Annotated in this window: 18 protein-coding genes and 1 tRNA gene; 1 reads left to right on the top strand and 18 read right to left on the bottom strand. The window is 72.5% G+C overall.

Translation table 11 applies throughout. The features are described 5' to 3' along the window. Positions 1-694: 694 nt before the first annotated feature. The 9 genes from C7C45_RS30575 to ald all read right to left on the bottom strand — a co-directional run bounded on the left by C7C45_RS30575 (position 695) and on the right by ald (position 9248). Positions 695-768 (bottom strand) — tRNA-Pro (locus tag C7C45_RS30575). A gap of 198 nt (positions 769-966) precedes the next feature. Continuing rightward, positions 967-2373, bottom strand: a complete 1407-nt coding sequence (gene der / locus C7C45_RS30570) for a ribosome biogenesis GTPase Der (protein WP_110567954.1) — start codon at positions 2371-2373, stop codon at positions 967-969. Further along, positions 2370-3050, bottom strand: a complete 681-nt coding sequence (cmk, locus tag C7C45_RS30565) for a (d)CMP kinase (protein ID WP_110567952.1) — start codon at positions 3048-3050, stop codon at positions 2370-2372. The genes der and cmk overlap by 4 nt, the downstream gene beginning before the upstream one ends. 195 nt (positions 3051-3245) lie before the next feature. Beyond that, a complete protein-coding gene (locus tag C7C45_RS30560; protein WP_110567950.1) occupies positions 3246-4016 on the bottom strand; it encodes a pseudouridine synthase in 771 nt (256 codons plus the stop codon). After that, positions 4003-4926: an SMC-Scp complex subunit ScpB gene (gene scpB, locus C7C45_RS30555; RefSeq protein WP_110567948.1), complete on the bottom strand. Its 924-nt coding sequence runs from the start codon at positions 4924-4926 to the stop codon at positions 4003-4005. The genes C7C45_RS30560 and scpB overlap by 14 nt, the downstream gene beginning before the upstream one ends. Continuing rightward, positions 4919-5983 (bottom strand): segregation and condensation protein A, encoded by a 1065-nt coding sequence (locus C7C45_RS30550; protein ID WP_425271187.1) that lies wholly within the window; start codon positions 5981-5983, stop codon positions 4919-4921. The genes scpB and C7C45_RS30550 overlap by 8 nt, the downstream gene beginning before the upstream one ends. 41 nt (positions 5984-6024) lie before the next feature. Continuing rightward, positions 6025-6948 (bottom strand): ParA family protein, encoded by a 924-nt coding sequence (locus tag C7C45_RS30545; protein ID WP_030487987.1) that lies wholly within the window; start codon positions 6946-6948, stop codon positions 6025-6027. 180 nt (positions 6949-7128) lie between these two features. Continuing rightward, the gene (locus C7C45_RS30540; RefSeq protein ID WP_425271188.1) at positions 7129-8121 is read right to left on the bottom strand and encodes a site-specific tyrosine recombinase XerD; all 993 of its coding nucleotides are present in this window, start codon (positions 8119-8121) and stop codon (positions 7129-7131) included. An 11-nt stretch (positions 8122-8132) separates the two neighbouring features. Next, positions 8133-9248, bottom strand: a complete 1116-nt coding sequence (gene ald / locus C7C45_RS30535) for an alanine dehydrogenase (protein ID WP_110567942.1) — start codon at positions 9246-9248, stop codon at positions 8133-8135. Between the two features lie 293 nt (positions 9249-9541). On the opposite strand from ald, the gene C7C45_RS30530 reads away from it, so the two are divergent. Further along, the gene (locus tag C7C45_RS30530) at positions 9542-9817 is read left to right on the top strand and encodes a TM2 domain-containing protein (RefSeq protein ID WP_110567940.1); all 276 of its coding nucleotides are present in this window, start codon (positions 9542-9544) and stop codon (positions 9815-9817) included. Positions 9818-9899: 82 nt separating this feature from the next. Here C7C45_RS30530 and C7C45_RS30525 read toward each other — a convergent pair whose 3' ends face one another. The 9 genes from C7C45_RS30525 to recN all read right to left on the bottom strand — a co-directional run bounded on the left by C7C45_RS30525 (position 9900) and on the right by recN (position 22758). Continuing rightward, on the bottom strand, positions 9900-10508 hold the full coding sequence (locus C7C45_RS30525) for an NUDIX domain-containing protein (protein ID WP_110567938.1): 609 nt from the start codon (positions 10506-10508) through the stop codon (positions 9900-9902). 67 nt (positions 10509-10575) lie between these two features. After that, the gene (locus C7C45_RS30520; RefSeq protein ID WP_110567936.1) at positions 10576-12330 is read right to left on the bottom strand and encodes a CTP synthase; all 1755 of its coding nucleotides are present in this window, start codon (positions 12328-12330) and stop codon (positions 10576-10578) included. 163 nt (positions 12331-12493) lie between these two features. Continuing rightward, positions 12494-14932 (bottom strand): hypothetical protein, encoded by a 2439-nt coding sequence (locus C7C45_RS30515; RefSeq protein ID WP_110567933.1) that lies wholly within the window; start codon positions 14930-14932, stop codon positions 12494-12496. After that, complete coding sequence (locus C7C45_RS30510) at positions 14932-16101, bottom strand: glycosyltransferase family 4 protein (protein WP_110567931.1); 1170 nt, start codon at positions 16099-16101, stop codon at positions 14932-14934. The genes C7C45_RS30515 and C7C45_RS30510 overlap by 1 nt, the downstream gene beginning before the upstream one ends. Further along, complete coding sequence (gene murJ, locus C7C45_RS30505) at positions 16098-17786, bottom strand: murein biosynthesis integral membrane protein MurJ (protein ID WP_110567929.1); 1689 nt, start codon at positions 17784-17786, stop codon at positions 16098-16100. The genes C7C45_RS30510 and murJ overlap by 4 nt, the downstream gene beginning before the upstream one ends. Before the next feature lies 1 nt (position 17787). Then, complete coding sequence (locus C7C45_RS30500) at positions 17788-18654, bottom strand: hypothetical protein (protein ID WP_110568010.1); 867 nt, start codon at positions 18652-18654, stop codon at positions 17788-17790. Positions 18655-18733: 79 nt separating this feature from the next. Next, on the bottom strand, positions 18734-19675 hold the full coding sequence (locus C7C45_RS30495) for a copper transporter (protein WP_110567927.1): 942 nt from the start codon (positions 19673-19675) through the stop codon (positions 18734-18736). 27 nt (positions 19676-19702) lie between these two features. Then, positions 19703-20881, bottom strand: a complete 1179-nt coding sequence (steA, locus tag C7C45_RS30490) for a putative cytokinetic ring protein SteA (protein WP_110568008.1) — start codon at positions 20879-20881, stop codon at positions 19703-19705. Between the two features lie 119 nt (positions 20882-21000). Continuing rightward, positions 21001-22758, bottom strand: a complete 1758-nt coding sequence (recN, locus tag C7C45_RS30485) for a DNA repair protein RecN (protein WP_110567925.1) — start codon at positions 22756-22758, stop codon at positions 21001-21003. Between the last annotated feature and the right edge of the window lie 89 nt (positions 22759-22847).

The following is a 22847-nucleotide window of genomic DNA, read 5'->3' as shown; positions in this document are numbered from 1 at the left end:
GCCGGTTCTCAGGTACCAGAGCACCTGATCCGACGCTGGCATGGGCAACGGGTCACCGAACGAGTGGACCTCCAGCTCCGCGAGCTGCCCGCTGGCAAGGAAGAGCAAGATGCCTCCGAACCACTGCCCCTCTTGATCGGGAAACTGTCCTTCTACGCGAACCGGAGTCTGTGCCGGTGAGGCGGGAAGGTTCTTGCCTTGTGGGAAAAGGTGGATGGTCCCGCATCCACATCCGCATCCGGGGCGGACCATGACGTCTCGCGCTTGCACGCGGAGCTCCTCAACACCCGCGAAGTTGTGGCGGAGAAGTGCTTCCAGGACGCCGGCCTCGTTCGCGCTCAGGTGCCGTAGTGGCGGATCTGGCTCTGTCACGGCAGAAGCTTAGGCGCGGGCGACCGAAGCGCCTAAAGCCCATCTCTGTCGAAGATCCCCGCCGGAGACATGTTCTGGCACTTGGCGCGGCTGTCAGTACCGGCCGGCGCGCCGGCCGATGCCAGCAGGCCGAGCGCGGCCGGCGCGGCCCGCTTGCGGGCCGCCCTGATACAGCAAGAGAAGAATTCGGCAATCAACCGCACTGGCCGCTGAAGCTTGACCGACGGTCAAGCAACGCCAGGCCAACCCCAACTTGACTGATTTTGGTCCCCAAAACGGCGAAAGGGCCGACCCGATTTCCGGATCAGCCCTTTGACCTGCGTCGGGACGGCCGGATTCGAACCGACGACCCCTTGACCCCCAGTCAAGTGCGCTACCAAGCTGCGCCACGTCCCGCCCCCGCGTGGTTTCCCCCGCGGCAGCCGGTACAGCTTAGCGCAGCTGTCTCGGCGCGTCCGCACAGGCCCCACCTGGGTCGAGGCGACCCAGAACCACCGCACACCCCCTAAAGCGTCCTAGGAGGGTGGGGTAGAGAAATGCCGGATGGGCCGCGTGGACCCATCCGGCATTTTCCGAAGAACAGGGGAAAACTGGTTAGCCGTGCGCCTTGCCTCGGCCGCCGGGGCCGAGCTTCTTGCGGGGGCGGACCGAGATCTCGATGGGGCTGCCCTCGTACCCGAATTCCTCGCGGAGCTTGCGCTCGACGAAGCGCTGGTAACCGGCGTCCAGCGGACCGGTGGTGAAGAGCACGAACCGCGGCGGTGCCACCCCGGCCTGCGTCGCGAACAGGATCCGCGGAGCGCGACCACCACGCACCGGGTGGGGGGTGGCCTGCACCAGCGCGGTCAACCACTGGTTGAGTTGCGCCGTCGGCACCCGGGTTTCCCAGCTGGCCAGGGCCTTGTTCAGGGCCGGCGCCAGCTTGTCGACCGCGCGGCCGGTCATCGCCGACAGGTTCAGGCGGATCGCCCAGGGGATGCGGCGCAACTCCCGGTCGATCTCCTTGTCCAGGTAGTACCGGCGGTCGGCGTCGACCAGGTCCCACTTGTTGAATGCGATGACCATGGCCCGGCCGGCCTCGGTCACCATCGACAGGATCCGCTGGTCCTGCTCACTGATCGGCTCGCTGGAATCCAGTAGCACCACGGCCACCTCGGCGGCCTCGATCGCACCGGCGGTGCGCAGGCTCGCGTAGTACTCGGTGCCGCTGGCCTTCCCGACCCGCTTGCGCAACCCGGCCGTGTCCACCAGTTGCCAGGTCTGACCGCCGATCTCGACGAGGCTGTCCACCGGGTCCACAGTGGTGCCCGCCACCGAGTCGACGACCGCCCGATCCTCACCGGAGAACCGGTTGAGCAGGCTGGACTTGCCCACGTTCGGCCGCCCGACCAGGGCCACCCGGCGCGGTCCGCGCGGGCGGTTCTCCACGATCGCCGGTGCCTCCGGCAACGCGTCGAGAATGGCGTCCAGCAGGTCGCCGGAGCCCCGCCCGTGCAGCGCGGAAACCGTGAACGGTTCACCGAGGCCGAGTGACCACAGCGAGGTCGCCTCCATCTCGATGGAGGTGTTGTCGGCCTTGTTCGCCACCAGGATCACCGGCTTGGCGCTGCGCCGCAGCATCTTCACCGCGGCTTCGTCCACGTCCGTGGAGCCCACCATCGCGTCGACCACGAAGAGGACCACGTCGGCGGTGACGACGGCCGTCTCGGCCTGCGCCGCGATGGCCGCGGCCCGGTCCTTCGCGTCCGGTTCCCAGCCGCCGGTGTCCACCACGGTGAACGCCCGGCCGTTCCACTGCGCGTCGTACGGCACCCGGTCGCGGGTCACGCCGGGGACGTCCTCGACGACCGCCTGCCGACGGCCGATGATCCGGTTGACCAGTGTGGACTTGCCCACGTTGGGGCGACCGACCACGGCCACCACCGGCTGCGGACCGGACTGCTCCTCGACGGCGACGTCGGGCTCACGCAGCTCGACCCACCCCGCACCATCGCTACTCATGCCACGCCCCGCTCGGTAAGAAGATCACGCAGTCGCGCCACGACCTCGTCGATGCCCAGTTCGGTGGTGTCCAGCACCACCGCGTCGGGTGCCTGCGCCAGCGGGTTGACCTTGCGGGTCGAGTCGAGCCGGTCCCGTCGGGCCAGGTCGGCGGCGGTGGCCGCCACGTCGGCGGCGTCCTCGGCGCTCCGCCGCGCCGCGCGGGCGGCCTCGGAGGCGGTCAGGAAGACCTTCAGGTCAGCGTCCGGAGCGACGACCGAGCCGATGTCACGACCCTCGACCACCATCCGGCCAGCGTTGGCGATCATCTCGCGTTGCCGGGCGACCAGCAGCTCGCGGACCGCCGGCACCGCGGCGACGGCGGAGACCGCCCCGGTCACCTCCGGGCCCCGGATCTCGGCGTCCACGCCGGCCCCGTCGACGGACACGGCGTACCCCTGCGGGTGGGTGCCGATGTGCAGGTCCACCTCGCCGGCGACCTTGGCCACCGACGCGGTGTCGGTGAGATCCACGCCGGAGCGCAGCACGGCCCACGTGATCGCCCGGTACATCGCCCCGGTGTCCAGGTAACGCGCACCGATGCCGGCGGCGAGGCGCCGCGACACGGTGGACTTACCCGAACCGGACGGCCCGTCCACAGCGACCACACATCGCCCGGCCCGTACGTTTTCCTCCACCGTGTCCTCCTCAGCCCGTACCTCACGGATCGCCCGGTGCTCTGGCGCCGCAAGCGGTTGTCCATCGTCATCAATCATGCCCGGGGTCCGTGGCGGACCCACGCGCGACGCCGCCTGAGGCGACCCACGCCACCTCCAGCGGCCGCGTCTCGGCCGTTGCGGAGCCTACCGGCACCCGTACCCCGGAACCGGGGGTCAGTCACCCACCGCGCTGAACAGGGCGGCGACCTCGGCGTTGGTCAACCGCCGCATCCGCCCGGTCCGCAGTTCACCCAACCGGATGGGCCCGATCGAGGTACGCACGAGCCGGGTGACCGGGTGGCCGACCTCGTCCATCAGCCGCCGGACGATGTGCTTGCGTCCCTCGTGCAGACTCAGCTCCACCTGGGCGCTTTTGCCGAGCGTGTCCACCACCCTGAACGAGTCGACCTTGACCGGCCCGTCCTCCAGCTCGACCCCGGCCAGCAGCCGCTTGCTCAGGTTGCGCGGGATCGGCCCGACCACCTCGGCGAGATAGGTCTTCAGCACCTGGTACGAGGGGTGCATGAGCCTGTGCGCGAGGGTGCCGTCGTTGGTGAGCAGCAGCAGGCCCTCGCTGTCCGCGTCGAGCCGCCCGACGTGGTAGACCCGCTGATCCAGCCGGGCGCCGATGAAGTCGGACAGCTCGTTGCGTCCCTTTTCGTCCGCCATGGTGGTGACCACGCCGCGCGGCTTGTTCATCGCCACGTAGACCAGGCGGACGTCGACTTGGAGGCGTTCGCCGTCCACGTGGATCACGGCGACGGCCGGGTCGACCTTGTCGCCGAGCTTGGCGACCCGCCCGTCCACGGTGACCCGGCGGCGGAAGATCAGGTCCTCGCAGGCACGCCGGGAACCCACGCCGGCGGCGGCGAGCACCTTCTGCAGGCGCTCAGCCCCCTCGAAGACAGGGGCGTCGGGTTTGGGGGAACGGTTATCGGGTCGCATCAGCAAGCTCTTCTACGTCGTCGGGCAGGAAGGGTGCGAGGGGCGGCAGCTCGTCGACGGTGTTCAGCCCGAGCTTCTCCAGGAACAACGTGGTGGTCCGGTAGAGGAACGCCCCGCTGTCCTGTTCGGTGCCGCACTCCTCGACGAGGCCGCGGGTGACCAGCGTACGGATGACCCCGTCGCAGTTCACACCCCGGATGGCTGAGATTCGCGAACGGGTCACCGGCTGCTTGTAGGCGACCACGGCGAGCGTCTCCAACGCTGCCTGGGTCAGCCGCACCGATTGCCCGTCCAACACGAACCGTTCGACGTACGTAGCGTATTCCGGCCGGGTGTACAGCCGCCACCCGCCGGCCGCCCGGCGCAGCTCGAACCCGTGCCCCGCCGCGGTGTAGCCGGCGGCGATCTCGTCGAGCATCGGCCCGACCCGTTCGGCGGGCTGTTCCAGGATCTGGGCCAGGACCAGCTCACTGACCGGCTCGTCGACCACCAGCAGGATCGCCTCGAGGGCGCCGCGCAACTCGGTGTCGGACAATTCGGGCGCGGGCTCCGGCGCGGCCATCACCCGCCGCCGCCCCGCGACCGGCCGAGAGGGTACGTCCGCAGCCCCGCGCGACTTCTCCGCGCCCGGCTCAGCAGAGATCTTGGAAGATTCCGGCCCCTGCAAGGGCACTTTGCTTCCAAGATCTTCCAGGGTCGACGGCGGGACGGTGACGGGCAGGGGTGCGAGCCGGTCGGTCCCCCGTTCCTCGTCGGGCTCGTCGGGCTTGGAGGGCTCGTCGGGCTCGTCGGGCTCGGAGGCAGTGGAGGCTGCGGCGGTGTCGGCGGCCGGCGGGCGGGGGCGGTCCCATGGGGGGACCCAGGCGGCGGCCTGGTCGGCCAGCGAGTCCCGGCGTTCCTCGTCACTCATCCCGCTCACCCTCCGTCGTTCCCGTTCTGTCCGGCCCGCCGGCCTCCCCCACCGACTCAGACCCAACCCCCGCTAGCGCAGGCTCAGCCCCCGCCGGCGCAGGCTCAGCCCCCACCTGCTCAGGCTCAGGCCCCGCCGGCCCAGGCCCGACCTCCGCCGGCCCAAGCCCCGCCGGCGCACGCCCAGGCTCCGGGTCGGCCGGGGTGCCGGCGTACTCGTCGACGTGCAGGTCGGTGTCGCCGTCGGCCGGGCCGGTCCAGCGCACGGTCAGCTCCTCCAGGGCCTGCTCCTGCACGAAGGACACCAGGCCCTCCCGATACAGCTCCAGCAGCGCGAGGAACCGCGCGACGACCTCCAGGGTCGCCTCGCACTCGGCGCAGAGCAGCGAGAACGTGGCCGTGCCGGCCCGGCGCAGCCGGGCGCTGAGGATCGCCGCGTGTTCTCGGACACTGACCCGGACCATGTGCACGTGGGCGATGGAGACCTCCGGCACCGGTTTCGGGGTCATTGCCCTCACGGCCAGCTTCAGCAGCCGCTGGGGGCCGATGCCGAGCACCAGGTCGGGCAGCGCCTCGGCGTAGCGGGCCTCCAGGCTGACCGCCCGCGGGTACCGGCGGCCGCCGACGGCTTCCAACTCGGCGATGTGCGCCGCCGCCTCCTTGTACGCCTTGTACTGCAGCAGCCGGGCGAAGAGCAGGTCCCGGGCCTCCAGCAGGGCGAGGTCGGCCTCGTCCTCCACCTCGGCGGCGGGCAGCAGCCGGGCCGCCTTCAGGTCGAGCAGGGTCGCGGCGATGAGCAGGAACTCGCTGGCCTCGTCCAGGTCCCAGTCGTCACCCATGGCCCGGATGTAGGCGATGAACTCGTCGGTGACCGTGTGCAGGGCCACTTCGGTCACGTCGAGTTTGTGCTTGCCGATCAGTTGCAGCAGCAGGTCGAACGGGCCGGTGAAGTTGGCCAGCCGCACCGTGAAACCGCTGGTAACCGGGTCGGTGGGCGGCACACCGTCGACCACTGCCGCAGCGGCGGTCTCCGGCGGGTCGAGGGGTGGCGCGGTCACCGGACGACCGTAGTCCACGAGGCGGGCACCGGGCGTTCCGGCTACCGCTCCGACTGGGCGGCGATCACCTCGCGGGCCAGCTGACGGTAGTTCCGCGCCCCGGAGGACGCCGGGTCCATCGTCGTGATGGGCGCACCGGCCACGGTGGACTCGGGGAACTTCACCGTCTTGGTGATGACCGTCTGGTAGACCTTGTCGCCGAACGCCTCCACCACCCGCTGCAGGACCTGGCGGCAGTGCGTGGTGCGGCTGTCGTACATGGTGGCGAGGATGCCCTCGAGCTCCAGGTCGAAGTTGAGCCGCTCCCGAACCTTGTCGATGGTGTCCAGCAGCAGCGCCACACCGCGCAGGCTGAAGAACTCGCACTCGAGCGGGATGAGCACGCCGTGCGCGACGGTCAACGCGTTGATCGCCAGCAGGCCGAGTGAGGGCTGGCAGTCGATCAGGATGTAGTCGTATTCCTTGCGGACCGTGCGCAGCACCCGGGCCAGGGCCATCTCCCGGGCCACCTCGTTGACGAGCTGGATCTCGGCGGCGGAGAGGTCGATGTTGGCCGGCAGCAGGTGCAGCCCCGCGACGTCGGTCTTGATGACGACGTCCTCGGCGATGATGTCGTCCTGCATGAGCAGGTTGTAGATGGACAGGTCGAGGTTGTGCGGGTTGACCCCCAACCCCACCGAGAGGGCGCCCTGCGGGTCGAAGTCGACAAGCAGCACCTTGCGGCCGTACTCGGCGAGGGCCGCGCCCAGGTTGATGGTGGTGGTGGTCTTGCCGACGCCGCCCTTCTGGTTGGCCATCGCGATGATGCGCGCCGGGCCGTGCCGGTCGGTGGGCATCGGCTCCGGGATGGGCTTGCGCATCGTGTAGGCAGCCGGGTCCGCAGGACCCAGGTCCGCGCCGAGCGTGGCCTGCTGCTCGCGGAGCTCCGACGTCCAGGTCTCGGCACGGTCACCGTTGCCAGCCATGTGCTCGTTGCCCCCTCCCGACGACCCACCCGGCGCCGGAGCCGTCCGACGTCCTTCGCGGCGCCGCTGCGCACCCCGGTCGTCTCGCTCCAGGAGGTCCGCGCCGATGCCGACTGTACGCCACCGACCAGCAGGGGGTTCAGCACCGGCCCGGCGTGTCGGAGCCGACCGCGACCGGGGTCAGCCCCGGGCGCGCGGGTGGGCGGTGGCGTACACCTCACGCAGCCGCTCGACGGTGACCAAGGTGTAGACCTGCGTCGTGGTCACCGATGCGTGGCCGAGCAACTCCTGGACCACCCGGACGTCGGCGCCGCCGTCGAGCAGGTGGGTCGCGTACGAGTGGCGCAGGGTGTGCGGGGAGACGGCGGTGGGCCCGTCGACGGGCAGCCCGGCCCGGCCGGCTGCGCCGCGCAGGATGCCCCAGGCGCCCTGCCGGGTCAACGCGCCACCGCGGGCGTTGAGAAAGACCGCCGGGGTGCCCCGACCGGCGGCGGCCAGGCCGGGACGGGCCCGGACCAGGTAGGCGCGCACCGCGTCGACGGCGTACCCGCCGATCGGCACCAGCCGCACCCGGCCGCCCTTTCCGCGCAGCAGCACGGTGCCCTCGTCGGTGTCCAGGTCGTCCACGGCGGCGCCGACCGCTTCGGAGATCCGCGCGCCGGTGCCGTACAGGAACTCCAGCAGCGCCCGGTCGCGCAGCGCGAGGGGCGCGTCCTCGCCGGTCGCGGTGATCGGGCCGGCGGTGTCCAGCAGCCGGACCACGTCGCCGACCGGCAGCGCTCGGGGCAGCCGCCGGGGCGGGGTGGGCGGGCGGACGTCGCGGCTGGGGTCGGCGCCGGCCAGTCCTTCGCGCAGCGCGAAGCGGTGCAGGCCGCGTACCGCGCTGGCTGCGCGGGCGGCGGAGGAGACCGCCAGCGGCGGGTGTGCGTCGTCGCCGGTGCGCAGCCGCGCCAGGTGCGACTCGACGAGGCCGGCGCCGACCGACGCGAGGTCGGCGACGCCGGCATCGGCCAGGGTCGCCAGATAGCGGTCCAGATCCCGGCGGTACGACGTGAGCGTGTTCGCCGACAGGCCACGTTCGACGGTGAGGTGGTCGAGGTAGCCGCGCACGGCACGGCGCAGCGCCGGCGTGGGCTCATCGCCCACGCCGGCGGAGTCCGTGCCGCTGGTCAGCCCGCCACCGCTCAGGCCAGCACGTCGGCCAGCGGGAGCACGTCCATGCCGTGCGCCTCGGCGACCGGGCCGTAGGTGACGTGCCCGTCGTGGGTGTTCAGGCCCAGCCCCAACGCCGGGTCGCGGCGCAGCGCCTCACGCCAACCGTGGTTGGCCAACTCCAGCGCGTACGGCAGGGTGACGTTGGTCAGGGCGTACGTGCTGGTGTTCGGCACCGCGCCGGGCATGTTCGCGACGCAGTAGAAGATCGACTCGTGCACCTTGTAGACCGGGTCGGCGTGGGTCGTGGGGCGCGAGTCCTCGAAGCAGCCGCCCTGGTCGATGGCGATGTCGACGAGCACACTGCCCGGCTTCATCCGGGAGACCAGCTCGTTGGAGATCAGCTTTGGGGCCTTCGCGCCGGGCACCAACACCGCGCCGATGACCAGGTCGGCGTCGAGCACCGCCCGCTCGACCTCGTAGGCGTTGGAGGCGACGGTCTGCAGGTGGCCGCGGTAGATGGCGTCGGCCGAGCGCAGCCGGGCGACGTTCTTGTCCAGCAGCAGCACCTCGGACTGCAGGCCCAGCGCGATCGCTGCGGCGTTCAGGCCGGAGACGCCGGCGCCGATGACCACGGTCTTGGCCGCGTACACCCCGGAGACACCACCGGGCAGCACACCGCGCCCGCCGCCGGTACGCATCATGTAGAAGGCGCCCACCTGCGGGGCGAGCCGGCCGGCCACCTCGGACATCGGGGCGAGCAGCGGCAGCGACCGGTCGGGCAGCTCGACGGTCTCGTACGCGATGCCGGTGACCTTGCGGTCGAGCAGCGCGTCGGTGCACTCCTTGGAGGCGGCCAGGTGCAGGTAGGTGAAGAGCACCTGCCCGGGACGCATCCGGTGGTGCTCCTCGGCGATCGGCTCCTTGACCTTGAGCACCAGCTCGGCGGTCTCCCAGACCTCGTCGGCGGTGGCGAGGATCTTCGCGCCGGCGGCGGCGAACTCCTCGTCGGTGATGCTGGAGCCGAGCCCGGCGCCGGACTCGATGAAGACCTCGTGGCCGCTGCGGGTGAACTCGTTGACGCCCGCTGGCGTGATCGCCACGCGGTACTCGTGGTTCTTGACCTCGCGTGGGATTCCGACCTTCACGATGCAGACACCTCTCTTCGGGGCTGCTCTCCCCCGACTGCTCGGCGCCGCAATGGCCCCTTTGCCACCGCGGTCCACCGGTCCCGCCGGCGGCAGTCTAGGCGCGTCCGGTGCCACCGCGAGCCAGCACAGTGGCATCCGGTGCCCGGGTGTCCTGACGGAGTGTCAGGGCACCGCCCGGATTCGCCGGTCGATCATCGCCTCAACCGTCAGGACAGTGTTCGACCACTATCGTCCCATCTGCTGGGTGCCGGTGCGGACAGCGGACGAGTCGATCACTAATGTGTCCGCGCATGACCACTCCTCCTTACCAGCCCGGGTACCCCCAGCCGGGGTACCCCCAGGGCGTCTCCGACAAGAGCAAGATCGTCGCGGGCATCCTCGGCATCCTGCTCGGCACCTTCGGTGCCGGTCGGTTCTACACCGGACACACCAAGATCGCCGTTCTCCAGCTCGTCGTGAGCCTGGTGACCTGCGGCTTCGGCGCTCTCTGGGGCGTCATCGACGGCATCCTCATCCTGGTCAACGGCGGCACGGACGCGCAGGGCCGTCCGCTGCGCGACTCCTAGACCAGCCAGCGAAAGGGGCCCCGCGGTTGACCGCGGGGCCCCTTTGCGCGTACTCCCTCGCCAGCTGGACCGGCGACGACGCTCAGCGTGGCAGCGGCGCGTCCGCCGGACGCAGCCCCGACCAGCCGGTGTCCCGGGCCCGGGCCGCGGCCAGCAGCCCGGCCACCGCGGACGCGTTGGTGACCTCACCGGCCAGGACCATCGCGACGGCCTGGTCCAGGTCGAAGCGGACGACCTGCAGGTCGGCCTCCTCGTCGCGGCGCTCGTGGCGCTCGTCGGCCGGCACCGCGGTCAGGTCCCTCGCCAGGAAGACCCGCACCAACTCGTTGGTGAACCCGGGCGAGCTGTGCAGGTCGACCAGCACGTCGATCCGCGCGGCGGTGAGGTCCGCCTCCTCGGCCAACTCCCGCAACGCGGCGGCCGGCAACTCCTCGCCGGAGACGTCCATCAGCCCGGCGGGCAGCTCCCACAGGTGCCGCCCGACCGGGTGCCGGTACTGCCGGATCAGCACCACCCGGCCGGCGTCGTCGAGCGCCACCACGGCCACCGCCCCAACGTGCCGGACGAGGTCCCGCAGCCCGGTCCCGCCGCCCGGCATGGTCACCTCGTCGGTGACCACGTCGAAGATCCGCCCCCGGTACCGCTCCTCGCGCGAGCGCACCTCGTAGCGGTGCTCGCCGCGCTCGCTCACGCCGTCGCCTCGCTGTGCTCGGCGGCGGCGCGAGGCGCCACGCTGCTGAGCCTGATGGTTCGCTCGCTCACGACGCGGATGCCGCCTTCGTCGCGGCGCCGTTGCGGGCGGCCTTACGCGTCGACGGGGCCTCCGCCGCCGCCGCGTCCAGGTCGACCGGCAACTGGTCGGCCTGCGAGTACGCCACCGCGGCCTTGACGAACGACGCGAACAGCGGATGCGGACGGGTGGGGCGGCTCTTCAGCTCCGGGTGCGCCTGGGTGGCCACGAAGAACGGGTGCAGGCCCCGGTCCAGCTCGATGAACTCCACCAGCCGACCATCCGGCGAGGTGCCGGAGATGTGCAGGCCCGCCTTGGACAGCGCGTCCCGGTAGGCGTTGTTCACCTCGTACCGGTGCCGGTGCCGCTCACTGATCTCGGTGCTGCCGTACGCCTCGGCGACGATCGAACCCGCGGTCAGCGCCGCCGGGTACGCCCCGAGCCGCATGGTGCCGCCCAGGTCGCCCTTGCCGGCGACGATGTCCTCCTGGTCGGCCATCGTGGCGATGACCGGGTGCGCGGCCTGCTCGTCGAACTCCAACGAGTTGGCGCCGTCCAGGCCGGCCAGGTGCCGGGCCACGTCGATGGTCATGCACTGCAGACCGAGGCACAGGCCGAGCAGCGGGATGCCGTTCTCGCGGGCGTACCGGGCAGTGCCGATCTTGCCCTCGATGCCGCGGACGCCGAAGCCGCCGGGGATGAGGATGCCGTCCACGCCGGCCAACGCCGCCGCGGCGCCGGCCGGGGTGACGCACTCGTCGCTGGGCACCCAGCGCAGCTGCACGCGGGCCCGGTGGCCGAACCCGGCCGCCCGGATCGCCTCACTGACCGACAGGTACGCGTCGGGCAGGTCGACGTACTTGCCGACCACCGCCACGGTGACCGTGTGCCGGGGCCGGTGCACCCGCTCCAGCAGGTCGTCCCAGCTGGCCCAGTCCACGTCCCGGAAGGACAGGCCGAGCCGACGCACCACGTACGCGTCGAGCCCTTCCCGGTGCAGCACCTTCGGGATGTCGTAGATGCTCGGGGCGTCCGGTGCGGCGACGACCGCCTCGGCGTCCACGTCGCAGTAGAGCGACAGCTTCTCCTTGAGCTTCACCGGGATCTCCCGGTCGCACCGCAGCACGATCGCGTCCGGCTGGATACCGATGTTGCGCAGTTGCGCCACCGAGTGCTGGGTCGGCTTGGTCTTCAGCTCCCCCGACGGCGCCAGGTACGGCACCAGCGAGACGTGCAGGTAGAAGCAGTTGTCCCGGCCGAGGTCGTGGCGGACCTGGCGGATCGCCTCCAGGAACGGCAGCGACTCGATGTCGCCGACCGTGCCGCCGACCTCGGTGATCACCACGTCGGGGAGCTGGCCGTCCTCGTCCGGGTCGGCCATCGCCAGGATCCGCGACTTGATCTCGTTGGTGATGTGCGGGATGACCTGGACGGTGTCGCCCAGGTACTCGCCGCGCCGCTCCTTGGCGATCACGTCGGAGTAGATCTGGCCGGTGGTGACGTTCGCCTTACCGGACAGCGCCCGGTCCAGGAAGCGCTCGTAGTGCCCGACGTCGAGGTCGGTCTCGGCGCCGTCCTCGGTGACGAAGACCTCGCCGTGCTGGAACGGGTTCATCGTCCCCGGGTCGACGTTCAGGTAGGGGTCGAGCTTCTGCATCACCACGCGCAACCCGCGCGCGGTCAGCAGGTTACCGAGGCTGGAGGCGGTGAGGCCCTTACCCAGCGAGGAGGCGACGCCCCCGGTGACGAAAATGTGCCTGGTCGTCCGTGCTGATGGGGCCAAGGCCTGCTCCCGTGTCGTCTGTCGCGGTCATGCAGACCGCCGTGCTTGATCAACAAAGTGATCACGCGATCCACGGGACTCGACGGTAACACCTCCCGGACGGGTACCCGCAGGCCGCACCCCGGCTGCGACACCACCGGGCCACCCGGACGAGGTCCGACGGTCAGGGCGCGGCAACCTCGGTCGATGATCGGGTGACCTGCCGGGGCGGCACGGGCACCGCCGGCGCCGCGTCCGGAGCCGACCCGCTCGCGGTCGGCCCCGCCGGGTCGGTCGACCCGCTCGCGGTCGGTTCCACCGGGTCGTCGTCGGCGTCGGTGGCGCGGTCGACCGGGGTTTCCGGCGGCGCGAGCGCCTTCGCGGGCGCGGGCGGGCCGCTGATCGGACGCGGGTGGACCGCGCCCAGCGGCCCCCCACCACCGGTCGGGCCGTCGCCCCCAGCGGCCGGGCCAATCCCACCCGGCCCCGAGTCGTCGTCGGCGTCCGCGCGGGAGCGGCCCGGGGCGGGGCGGGTCCGGTCGGCGGCGTGCCCGAGGACCCGCAGCGATGCCAGGGCGGCCATCGGCACCACCAGCGCGGCGGCGGCGCCCATCACGTCCAGCGCCGCACCGTCGAGCACACCACCGAGCACAGCGGCGACCACGGTGCCGGCCAACGCGGCCCGGACCGCCGGGTAGATGCCGAACAACCGCATCAGCCCACCCCACGGCTGCAGCAGGGCGAACCACACCAGCAACCCACCGGCCAACGCGAGCACGGTCAGCGGGCTGTTGACCAACGTCTCGAAATTCTCCGTGCTGGATCGGTGCACGGTGAATCCGCCGGTGCCGTCGCCGAGCGCGGAGAGGAACCGACCCAGGCTGCCCCGCTCCGCCGCCGGGCGGCGCAGATCCACCACGGCGAAGCCGATGCCGACCGCCAGGGCGGCCATGCTGGCCCAGGCCAACCGGCTGATCGTCAACCAGCCGCCGGCGCTGATCACGGCGGCGACGCTCACCCCGGCGGTGAGCGCGATCGCACCGACCGGGTCGGCACCCAGGTACGGGCTGCCGACCACCACCACGGCGAGGCCACCCACAGCCACCATCACCGCCGGCCGCCAGCCGCGGTGCACCCGTTGCGCGAGCCAACCCCCGGCGAGCAACGCGCCCGCGAGGAACGCGCCCAGCCCCACCGTGCTCAGCCCGGCGTAGCGGCCTCCCTGCAACGCGGAGTAGCCCACCACCCCGTTGAGTTGGAGGCTGGCCCCGGTGAGCACGTCCAGCCCGACGACGAGGGTGGTGAGGCCGGCCACCGCGCCCACCGGGCCGAGGGTGCCCGCGTACCCGGGGGCGAACCGCACCGCCGCGGTGCCGGCGGCCACCAACAACGCGGTGACCCCGGCGAAGATCCAGCCGGGGTGCTCACCACGCCACCAGGGCACCGCGTCGGCGAGCAGCGCCGCCGGGACCGTCAACGCCGCGGCGACCAGCAGCACCTCCACCACCGCCACGATCCGCGCGGAGACCGGGGTCGGGCCGGTCGGCCCGGCGTGCGGTCGGGCCCGACGCAGCAACGGCAGGATGGCCAGCGCCAGCAACACCTGCACGACGGCGAGCAGGGTGAAGAACCGGCCGGAGATGCTCCGCTGGGCGGACGCCTCCCGATCGGCGTTCACCGGGGCGTCGATCGCGTCCGCCAGGTCGGTGGGACGACCACCGGTGCTGATCGCCGGACGGCCGAGGAAGAGTCGCTCCGGCATCGGCCGGCCCAGCGCGGCGAGGGCGGTCGGCGCGAGGTCGACAAGTTGCAGATAGCCGTCCCGGCCGGTGCTGGCCGAGGTGAGCCATCCCCGCTCCCAGCCCGGCCCGTCTGCGACCGCCACGTGCAGCCGCGACGGCGCGGCGGTATCGGAGATCCCCGCGACCAGCACCAACGACCGTGGTGGTCGGGCCGCCAGCACCCGGGCCAGTTGGGCGTCCGCCGCTCGGGCCTCCTCGGCACGCGACGCCGGGTCGGTCCCCTCGACCGTGCCGAGGTCGACGATGCTCAGGACGCACGAGCCGAGCAGCCCTCGCGGATCGGCCGGCAACGCCGACGCGTACCGGTCGACACGGCCGAACGGTCGGGCCGCCGCCACGGCCGCACCCGGGCCCACCGCGACGGAACAGCGGACCGACTCCGACAGCGACCCGGGCAGGGCACCCCAGGACAGGCGCTGCTGGTTGTACTGCACCACGCTCTCCTGGTCGGGCAGGTTCGCGCCGATGCCGTCGGGTTGCTCCACCGCCACCCCGGCCGGCGGGCACCCGTCGGCCACCCGGCTACCGTTCCACGCGGCGAAACTGCCCGCGCCCAGGGTCAACCAGCCGTCCACCGGGCAGGTGGGTCGGTGCGCGGAACGCACCGACAGCGAGCCGATCGACCCGTCCTGGGCCATCCGCCACAACGTCGGGGTGCTCTGCGGATCCACGTCCTCCCACCGCAACCCGGCGACCCCGGCGAGCACCACGAAGTCGGCGGTGCGTTGCGGGACACCCCGGGGTGGGCGGGCGGCCAGCGCGGTGACGCCCAGGGCCACCACGAGCACGGTCAACAGGGCGGGCGCGATTCGGCGCAGCATCACCGGTGTCCCGTTCTGGGGGCGTCGGAGCCCGGCGCGGTCGCCGGACCGGAGGGGCCTGCGGCCACCTCGGCGTAGAGGGCGGCCAGCGCGGCCACCGTGTCCGTCTCGGTCGGCCACGTCGCCGCCCGTTCGGCGCCGCGGCGACCCAACTCGGCTCGGGCCGCCGGGTCGTCCAGCAGCGCCCGCACCGCGGCGTCGACGGCGTCCACATCGCCGGCGGGGACCAGCCGGGCAGCGTCCCCCACCAACTCCGGCAGCCCGCCGACCGCGGTGGCCACCAGCGGTACGCCAGCGCGCAGCGCCTCCTGGGCGAAGAGCTGCCGAGCCTCCCAGTCGCTGGTCACCACCGCGAGGTCGGCGCCGGCGAGCAGGTCCGCCACATCGGTGCGGTGCCCCAGCAGGGTCACCGGAGCGCGGGCCGCGGAGGTCCGCGCGGCCAGCGGCAGATAGGCCGGCCCGCTGCCGGCGATCACCACGACCGGCGGCGGGGTACGCGTACGCCAGCGCGCCGCCGCGTCGATCAACACGTCGTAGCGCTTCTGCGGGTGCAGACGGCCCACCGAGACGATCAACGGCTGGTCCGGGCGTACGCCGAACTCGGCGCGTACCGCCGCCGGGCGTCGCCGGGGCGCGGGCAGTGTCGGCGCGGCGACCGGGGCGAGCCGGGCGTCAGCGGCGCCCAGCTCGGCAGCCCGTCGCACCAGATCCGCGGACGCGCCGAGGGCCACCCGGACCCCCCGGGCCACCACGCGTTCCACGAGTCGGGACACCCCGCCGCGTAATCCGCCCGCGAGCACCGCGTTGTGCCAGGTGACGATCAGCGGGACGGCGGGACGGGCCAGCACGGCGACCAACCCGGCCCGCAGGCCGTGCGCGTGCACCACGTCGACACCGGTGGCGGAGAGCAGCCGCCGCAGGGCGAGCACCGCCCGGGCGTCGGCCGGGGTCGGGCTGGCCGGGATCTCCACCGGCTCGAACCGCGCACCGACACCGACGAAGTCGAACTGCTCCTGAGTTGCCGCGGGCCCGCAGACCAGGACGGTGGAGCCGCCCGCGACAAGGCCCCGGGCCACCGAGCGGACGTGCTGGCCGACCCCGCCGGTGCTGGACGCGAGCACCAACGCGACGGTGCCCGACCAGCCGGCAGGCAGACTTGCCTCGCTCATCGAGTCGCCGTCTCCTTCCCGTCGCCCCGCTCCGGGGAGCCCGCAGCGGGCGTCGGCGCGTCGCCCCGTGGCCCTCGCCGACGCAGCCGCCGCAACACCCCGGCGAGCAGTGGCTGTACGTCCCGCCGGTCGACGAACCAGACCACAGCGAGGAACACCGCCCCAACCAGAACCCCGGACAGCATGCCCTGACCGAGTGCCACCGCCATCGTCGGGGTGCCGCCGCCCGGCGAGTCGAGCCATCGGGTGAGGCCCAGACCGGCGAGCGCGGCGAGCACACCGGCGAGACCACCGGCCGCCCCGGCGCGTGCCGCGCCCGCGAGGGCGGGACGGCCGGCGCTGCGCAGCACCGCCAGGAGCAGCAGGGCACCGAGCACGAGCATCCCCACCGAGTTCGCGGACGTCACCGCGAGCACCCGGTCCCGCAACGGCAGCAGCTCACGGAGCAGCAGGACGGCGGCCGGCACCACGAGGAAGCCGACGGCGGTGGCGACCGTCGCCGCCCGGGTCTCACCCCGGGCGTAGAGCGCCCGGGTGAGCACCGCGAAGAGGCCGTAGCCGATCAGGCCCGGGGCGTACCCGATGATCGCCGCGGCGGCGGTCGAGGCGGTCGGCTCGGAGAAGAAGAAGTGCCCGACCGGCCCGGCGGTCCCGATCAGCGCGGCCGTGCCGAGGCAACTGAACAGCAGCACACCGCGCACGGCCGGCGCCAGGGTCGCCCGGTAGGTGTCCTCGTCACCGGCGGCGCGCGCCGCTGCCAGGGTCGGATACGCCGCGATGGCCAGCGGCACCGCCAGCACCGCCCACGGCAACAGATAGACGGTCTGCGCCAGGTTGTAGACGCCCGGGTTGCTCCGCGCCCCGGCGGTGACCTGGTTCAGGCTGACGATCAGGGCGATCTGCTGGGTGGTGACGGTGACCGCGCCGGCCACCGCCAACCCGCCCACCCGGGCCCGCGCGTCGGCGGTGAACCCGAAGCCGGGGCGCAGCCCCAGGCGCAACCGACGGACCGGGATCAGCAGCGACAACGACAGCACCACCACACCGAGGGTGGTGCCGGCGGAGAGCAGCAACTCGCCGCCGGGGCTCACCCCGCCGACGGTGGCGTACCGGCCCTGCGACGCGGTGAACCCCAGGTAGACGACGATGACGGTGAGGCTGGACAACAACGGGGCGAGCACCGGCCAGGCGAAACGGCGATGCGCCTGAAGCACCCCGGTGAGCACGATGCCGACCCCGTACAGCGGCAGTTGCGGCGCGAAGACCCGCAGCATCCGGACGCCGCTCTGCTGCTGGGCGGCGGTCAGGTGATGGCCCAGCGACTCGACCACCGGCCCGGCGAACACCACCACCAGCACCGCGAGCGGCACCAGCAGGGCCAGCGTCCAGGTCAGCAGAGCCCCGGTGGTGCGGGCCACCGCCATGCGGTCACCCGCGACGACCGCGCCAGCCAGGAGCGGTACGACGAGACTGGCCAGCGCTCCCCCGGCGACGATCTCGAAGATGAAGTTCGGCACCGCGTTGGCCACCACGTAGGTGCCCCCGAGGTCGGTGGGCGCCAGGCTCCAGGTGAACACGGCGGTGCGGCCTAAGCCGGCGAGCCGACTGGCCACGGTCAGGATGGCGATGAGCGCGGCTGCCCCGGCCAACCGGCCGGCGCCGGCGAGGGGGGCCGGTCTGGTCACGTCAGTCGGCGCGTCGGCCCAGTGCGTCGAGCTCGCGCAGCCCCGGGGTCCGCTGGATCACCGATGTGAAGCTGACCTTCTCGCTGGTGGCGGTGAGACCGGCGAGCACGGCGAGCACGGCGGCCCGGCCGAGCGGGCCGGTGCGGGCGGCGAGCGCGACGCCGAGCAGCGCCCCGAGGGCGTTCGCGCCGCTGTCGCCGAGCATCACGTCCTCGGCCAGGTCATCGCGGAGCAGACCGGCGGCGGCGCCGGCCGCACCCGCGGCGATCCCGCCGTGCGGGCCGCCGGTCAGCGGCGCGGCGAGCAGCAGCCCGGACTTGATGGCCCGGCCGGGCCGCAGATCGAGCAGGTTGAGCAGGTTGGCGGTGCCGGCGATCACGCCAGCGCCGAGCAGCACGTCGACGCCCCGGCCGACGGATCCGTGCCGTTGCCGGCGCGGGTGCGCGGCGACCCGGGGGTCGGCGGCGAGCAGCGCGGCGGCACCCAGCCCGGCCGCACCCACCCCGACGATCTTGACCAGGCCCGCGGTGATCCGCCCTTCGCGCAGCGCGGCGAGGTGGCCGGCGAAGCCCTTGGCGGTCTTCTGCGCCGGCCGGGCGCCGACCACGTCGTCGTACAGCCCGACGCCACCGGCGCCCAGGCCGGCGACCAGGGCGGCCCCACCGGAGGCGCCGCTGGTGGCACCGAAGGCGCCAGCGGCGGCCGCACCGGCGGCGAGCGCCGGCCCGGCGGCGAGGGTCACCGTGCGGCCACGGAAGTTGGTGCGCTCCAGCGTGGGCCCGACCGGGGAGGTACGCACCTCCCGCAGCGCGTACCGGGCCGCCGCGGCACCAGCACCGGCGAGCAGAAGCCGACCCAGGGCCCTCACGCCGCCGCCCCGCACTGCCTCAGGTTCGCTCGCTCACGCGTCGCCTTGCCGGTTACGGACACGGGGGTACGTCGTTCGCTCACTGGGGCAGTCTAGGCAGCAGGGACGGAGCGTTGTCGCCGACGCCGTACTGGCCGGCCTTCTTCTCGGTGAGTTGCTGCACCAGAGCGAGGCTGGTGACCAGTTGACCCTGGACGGTGTTGGCGTTGTCGACCGTGGAGATGGTCTGGGCGAGCACCGGGTCACCGCGGACCACGGACACCAGGTTGCCGCCGGCGGAGCCGTTGCCGGCCACCACGATCGACCCGGTGCGGTCGAACTGCTCGGCGATCTTGACGACCGACTCGTCCCGCTTCTCGGAGTCCTTGTCGACGTACGGCTGGCCGCTGACCACGACGACGGCCTCCGCCGAGCCGGTGACCTTGTTGTTGTCGGTGGTCAGGTAACCGGCGTTGTTGTAGGCGGCGAGCACCGCCCGCCGGTCGGCGTCGCTGACCGGCGCCGTGCCCTGGGGCCGGTCCAGCAGGACGCTGGCCAGCAGGGCGCTGGAGGTCTCGACCCCGTGCCCGTTGCCGGGCAGGCCGGTGGTCTGCGCGGTCGGGCGGGCGGCGGTGACGGCCAACTCCAGCAGGTTGGAGTTGTTGTCCGGGTTGATGAGTTTGTCCTGCAGGTCGACCCGGCCGGTGATGGTGGCGCCGGCCTGCTGGAGCTTCTTGAGCACACCCTCGGTGTGGTCGCGCCCGTTCGGCAGGGTGAGCACCAGCACGCGCCGCCCGGTCAGGGTGCCGGGGAGGACGACCTGGGAAATCTCCTCGGCGAACTCCTCCTCCAGCCCGAGCTGCTTCTCCATGTTGTTGACCTGCTGGCGCCAGTACTGGTTGTCCTTACGCAGCCCGGTGACCTGTCCCTCGAGCGAATCGGCGACCGGACCGTTGAGGGCGGCCGTGCCGACCACCAGGCCGATCGCCAGAGCCAGGAACACCGCGGTGAGGGACACCACGTGGTAGCGGAAGTTGATCACGCTTGCAGCCTCTTGATCGGTCGGGAACTAGAAGAGCCGGTACAGCTGGAACACGAAATTGTCCCACCACTCGGCGACCACGCCCAGGTACGCCTTCCCGACGGTCGACACAGCGACCGCGGACGCCATCGCCGCGATCGCCGACAGCACCAGCAACAGCAACGACGAACCGGAGATGCTCTGCCGGTAGAGCCGGCTCACACCCTTGGCGTCGACCAGCTTGCCGCCGACCTTCAGCCGGGTCAGGAACGTCGAGGCCATCCCGCCGCGACCCTTGTCCAGGAACTCGACGAGGGTGGCGTGGGTGCCGACCGCGACCAGCAGCGAGGCGCCCTTCTCGTCGGCGAGCAGCATGGCCAGGTCCTCGCTGGTCGCCGCGGCCGGGAAGGTGATCGCCGGCACACCGAGGCCGTTGACCCGGGGCAGGCCGGGCGCCCGCCCGTCCGGGTAGGCGTGCACGATCACCTCGGCGCCGCAGCGCAACACGTCGTCGGTGACCGAATCCATGTCCCCGATGATCATGTCGGGGGTGTACCCGGCCTCGACCAGCGCGTCCGCGCCGCCGTCGACACCGATGAGCACCGGCTTGAACTCCCGGATGTACGGGCGCAGCACGTCCAGGTCGGCCTTGTAGTCGTAGCCGCGCACCACGATCAGGCAGTGCCGACCCTGCATCTGGGTCTCGATGTCGGGCACGCCCACACCGTCGAGCAGCAGGTCGCGCTCCTGGCGGAGGTAGTCCATCGTGTTGGCGGCGAACGCCTCCAACTGCACCGACAGACCCTCCCGGGCGTCGGCCATGGCCTTCGCGACCGACTCGGCGTCCTGCAGGCTGCCGTGCGCCACCGGCTCGTCACCGGCGAAGACCGTGTTGCCCTCGATGCGGACCTGGTCGCCCTCGCGGACCTGCTCGAAGACGCCCTCCCCGAGGTCGTCGAGGAGCGGAATGCCGGCGGCGATCAACACCTCCGGGCCGAGGTTCGGGTAACGGCCGGAGACCGAGGGCTTGGCGTTGAGCACCGCGCCGACCCCGACCGCGACGAGCGAATCGGCCGCCACCCGGTCCAGGTCGACGTGGTCGATGACCGCGATGTCGCCCGGGCGCAGCCGGCCGACCAGGCGCTTCGTCCGGCGATCAAGGCGCGCGGTGCCGAGGACTGTGCCCGGTTCGGCGTTCCGGTTCCGGCGCAACGTGGGTAGACGCATCGTGACCATCCTGGCATGTGAGGCAGGCTTTTCTGTCGCGACATGCCTGAGCAGGGCCGCCTACCCAGGGAAGCACACGTCGGCACAAGCCGTTGTGCTTGCGCTCACAATACGCGGCGTCACAGCCGCCTTTCCTTGGCGGCCACGGCCAGAAGCTCCTCGGCGTGGGCGATACCCAGATCCGAATCGGGCAAACCTGCCAGCATTCGCGCCAACTCCCGGGCCCGCTCGGTGTCCTCCACCACCCGCACACCGCTGGTCGTCACCGCGCCACCGGTGTCCTTCGCCACCACCAGGTGCCGGTCGGCGAACGCGGCCACCTGCGGCAGATGTGTGACGACCAACACCTGGTGGCTGCGGGCCAGACGGGCCAGCCGCCGGCCGATCTCCACCGCCGCCTGACCGCCGACCCCCGCGTCGACCTCGTCGAAGACCAACGTGGGCGGGCCACCCGAACCGGCGAACACCACCTCGATGGCGAGCATCACCCGGGACAACTCACCGCCGGAGGCACCGCGTTGCAACGGCAACGACGGCGCTCCGGGGTGGGCCAGCAACCGCAGCTCCACCTCGTCACCACCGTCGGGAGTGACACCCACCTCGACGCCGTTGACCGACAGCGTCGGCTCGGCGCGCCCGGCCGGGCGGGGCAGCACCGCCACCTCGATCCGCGCGTGGGGCATCGCCAGACCGGCCAACTCGACGGTGACCTGGTCGGCGAAACGGACCGCCGCCTCCTGCCGGGAGACCGACACCCGCCCCGCCAGGTCGGCCACCTCGACGGCGAGCCGCTGGCCGTCCCGCTCCAACTCGTCCAGCAGATCGTCGGACGTGTCCAGGTCGGACAGTCGGGTGCGCGCCCGATCGGCCCAGGCGATCACCCCGTCGACGTCGTCGGCGTACTTTCGGGTCAACGCGCGCAGCGCCGCCCGCCGCTCGTAGACGTGCTGCAACCGGGCCGGGTCCGCGTCGAGCGTCGCCAGGTACGCCGACAACTCCGCCGACACGTCGGTGACCAGGGTCGCCGCCTCCTCCAGGCGGGCCGCCAGCTCACCCAGCGCCGGGTCGGTGCCGGACTGCGCCTCCAACGTCCGTCGGGCGGTGCCGAGCAGCGCCGCCGCGTCGGGTGTCTCGTCGGTGGCCTCCGCACCACCCGCCACACACTGCTGCGCGATCTGCGCGGCGGTCCGCAGCCCTTCGGCGTGCTCCAGCCGCTGCGCCTCGGTCTTCAGCTCGTCATCCTCACCGGGCTGCGGATCGACCCGGGTGATCTCGTCGAGGCCGAGCCGCAGCAGGTCGGCCTCCTGGTTGCGCTCGCGGGCGTTGCGTCGCCGGTCGGCCAGGTCGTCGACCACCCGCCGCCACCCGGTGTACGCCTCGCGCAGCGCGTCGAGCAGCTTCTCGTGCCCGGGGCCGGCGAACCGGTCCAGGGCGGCCCGCTGCTCGGCCGGGCGCAGCAGCCGCAGCTGGTCGGACTGGCCGTGCACGGCCACCGCCTGCTCGCCGACCTCACCGAGCATCGACACCGGCATGCTCCGGCCGCCGACGTGGGCGCGCGAGCGCCCCTCCACCGTCACCGTACGGCTCAGCAGCACCGAGCCGTCCTCGTCGGGCTCGCCACCGGCCTCGGTGATCCGCGCGTGCACGGCGTCGGCGACCCGCCCCTGCAGGCGCAACCGCCCCTCCACCACCGCACGGCCGGGTTGGGCCCGGACCCGCCCGGCGTCGGCCCGGCCGCCGAAGAGCAGGCCGAGGCCGGTCACCACCATCGTCTTGCCCGCACCGGTCTCGCCGGTGATCACGTTCATGCCGCCGGTCAACGGCAGCGTGGTGTCGTCGATGACGCCGAGTCCGGTGATGCGCAGCTCTTCCAGCACAGCCACCGACAGTAGACGCGAGGCCCGACAGTTGACCAGCCGACGGGCCCGGGTACGGCCGACACCCAGCCGACGTACAGTTCTGCCCC

The sequence above is a fragment of the Micromonospora arborensis genome, assembly GCF_003205615.1.
In the GTDB taxonomy this organism is placed as follows: Bacteria; Actinomycetota; Actinomycetes; order Mycobacteriales; family Micromonosporaceae; genus Micromonospora; species Micromonospora arborensis.
This window is presented reverse-complemented; position numbering and strand designations above follow the sequence as displayed.

Bases quoted from the DNA above. Each gene is read 5' to 3' on its own strand.
- der (WP_110567954.1), bottom strand. From the start codon at position 2,373: ATGAGTAGCGATGGTGCGGGGTGGGTCGAGCTGCGTGAGCCCGACGTC.
- C7C45_RS30560 (WP_110567950.1), bottom strand. From the start codon at position 4,016: ATGCGACCCGATAACCGTTCCCCCAAACCCGACGCCCCTGTCTTCGAG.
- scpB (WP_110567948.1), bottom strand. From the start codon at position 4,926: ATGAGTGACGAGGAACGCCGGGACTCGCTGGCCGACCAGGCCGCCGCC.
- C7C45_RS30545 (WP_030487987.1), bottom strand. From the start codon at position 6,948: ATGGCTGGCAACGGTGACCGTGCCGAGACCTGGACGTCGGAGCTCCGC.
- C7C45_RS30530 (WP_110567940.1), top strand. From the start codon at position 9,542: ATGACCACTCCTCCTTACCAGCCCGGGTACCCCCAGCCGGGGTACCCC.
- C7C45_RS30515 (WP_110567933.1), bottom strand. From the start codon at position 14,932: ATGCTGCGCCGAATCGCGCCCGCCCTGTTGACCGTGCTCGTGGTGGCC.
- C7C45_RS30510 (WP_110567931.1), bottom strand. From the start codon at position 16,101: ATGAGCGAGGCAAGTCTGCCTGCCGGCTGGTCGGGCACCGTCGCGTTG.
- steA (WP_110568008.1), bottom strand. From the start codon at position 20,881: ATGCGTCTACCCACGTTGCGCCGGAACCGGAACGCCGAACCGGGCACA.